The 1894-nt window shown below is 73.3% G+C and carries 3 protein-coding genes; all 3 read right to left on the bottom strand.

Annotated elements, in window-relative coordinates; all coding sequences use genetic code 11:
• A partial coding sequence (locus VOI19_RS18805; protein ID WP_323794463.1) for a DEAD/DEAH box helicase occupies positions 1-654 on the bottom strand: 654 nt, incomplete at its 3' end.
• A 43-nt stretch (positions 655-697) separates the two neighbouring features.
• The gene (locus tag VOI19_RS18810) at positions 698-1213 is read right to left on the bottom strand and encodes a Gmad2 immunoglobulin-like domain-containing protein (protein WP_323794464.1); all 516 of its coding nucleotides are present in this window, start codon (positions 1211-1213) and stop codon (positions 698-700) included.
• A 96-nt stretch (positions 1214-1309) separates the two neighbouring features.
• On the bottom strand, positions 1310-1894 hold a 585-nt coding region (locus VOI19_RS18815; protein WP_323794465.1), incomplete at its 5' end, for a mechanosensitive ion channel.

Below are 1894 nucleotides of genomic sequence, written 5' to 3' on the forward strand. Positions count from 1 at the left end.
CGATCTCCCCCGGGTCACCCCACGCTCGTCGACGGCCAGGACGCCCGGTGGTCTCGAGCACCACCGGGTCTCGACCGGGTGCAGGGCGCCGGGCACGTCCACGACGGGCACGTCGGGGCCCAGCAGCGCTGCGGTCCGCTCGGCCTCCACCGTGGCCGACATCGCGACCAGGGCGAGGTCGTCGCGCAGGTGCCGCCGTACGTCGACGAGCAGCGCGAGCGTGAGGTCGGCGTCGAGGGCTCGCTCGTGCACCTCGTCGAGCACCACCGCGGCCACGCCGGCCAGCTCGGGATCGCGCTGGAGTCGGCGCAGCAGCACCCCGGTGGTCACGAACTCGACCCTCGTGGCGGCGCTGCTGCGGCGCTCGCCGCGCACCGCGAAGCCGACCGTCTGGCCGATCGGTTCGTCGAGCAGCGAGGCGAGTCGTCGCGCCGCCGCTCGGGCCGCCAGACGTCTGGGCTGGGTGACGACCACACGTCCGCCGAGTGCGAGCGCCACCGCGGGCGGCACCAGCGTCGTCTTGCCGCTCCCGGGCGGTGCCTGCACCACGGCCGCCCCCGAGGCGCGGAGCGCTCGGTCGAGAGCATCGAGTCCGTGGCGGACCGGCAGCGCCGGCGGGTCCGCCAGGAGTCGGCGGAGCGGGTCGGTCGTCACGGGACCAGTCTGCCGGGGCCCTGCTCGGTCGCGCGCGGGCGCCTCACCGGTCCTGGAGCGGGATGCGCAGCCGCCAGCCGACCTCGATGTGGTCGGGGTCGGTGATCTGCGGGTTCGTCGCGACGATCTTCGCGACCGTGGTGCGTCCGAGGTCGCGAGTCGCCCGCACGATCGCGCTCAGTGTGTCTCCGCGCCGGACCCGGTAGAGCAGGAAGCCACGCAGCCGCGGCACGTAGGTCAGCTCGGTCTCCCTGAGGTCGAACCCCGGATCGGGTCCCTCCCCCGGCAGACCCGGGTTGTCGCCGTAGACCTGCAGGGTCACCTGGCTGATCGAGCGAGGTGGGGCGTCGAGGTCCAGGGTGGTGGAGAACTCCCCCACGCCGACGCCACCGGCGGCCGACTGGGCGAAACCGGTGCCCAGGACGGCCCCGCGTCGTCCGAGGAGACGAAGTCCGATCGTGCCCTCGAAGCCCGCCCCGATCCCGGAGACGACGAAGCGGTCGCCCACGAGATCGTTCTTGGCCGGCTGGCGCACACGGACGGTGGTGATCAGTGCCATGACGACTCCCTCGGTTGCCAGCACCCTCGCACGCGACGACCGCCCGCGCCAGGGTCTGGCACGGGCGGTACGACCGGGGGTCCTGTGAGTGTTGCGTCAGTGCGGCGTGGGCGCGTCGGAGCGCGTGGCCCGACGGTCCTGCCACTCGGCGAGCTCGCGAGCGGCTGCGTCGCGACCTCCCAGCCCGAAGGCGACCGCGGCCGCCACTGCGGCGCCGATGACGATCGCTCCGAAGGCCAGGTTGACGATCGACTCGGCGAGCCCCATCGAGCCCAGCCCGATGGCCACGAAGAGCGCCATCGTCGCGAAGCGGATGATCTGGCCCGCCGTGCCGGCCACGAACTTCGGCAGCAGGTTGGCGATGAAGACGCCCGCAGCGATGATCGCGGCCCCGAGCAGGACGCTGCCACCGATCGCCAGCACCGTGTCGAGGATCTCGGTGATGTCGGAGAAGCCGAGGACGCGGGTCGCAGCGATCGCGAAGAACAGCATGATCGCGACCTGGGCGACGGTGGCGATGACGGCCGACGGCTTGCGCGCCGAAGCCCCAGCCGGGGTGCCCTCCGACCCGGTGAGACCGGCCAGCGCCGTGTCGACCCCGAGCCCGGCGAGGGTCGACTCGAGCACGGGCGAGACGATGCGCGCCACGAGGTAGCCGATGCCCAGCAGGATGGCCGCAGC

This window comes from Nocardioides sp., assembly GCF_034670285.1.
Classification (GTDB): Bacteria; Actinomycetota; Actinomycetes; order Propionibacteriales; family Nocardioidaceae; genus Nocardioides.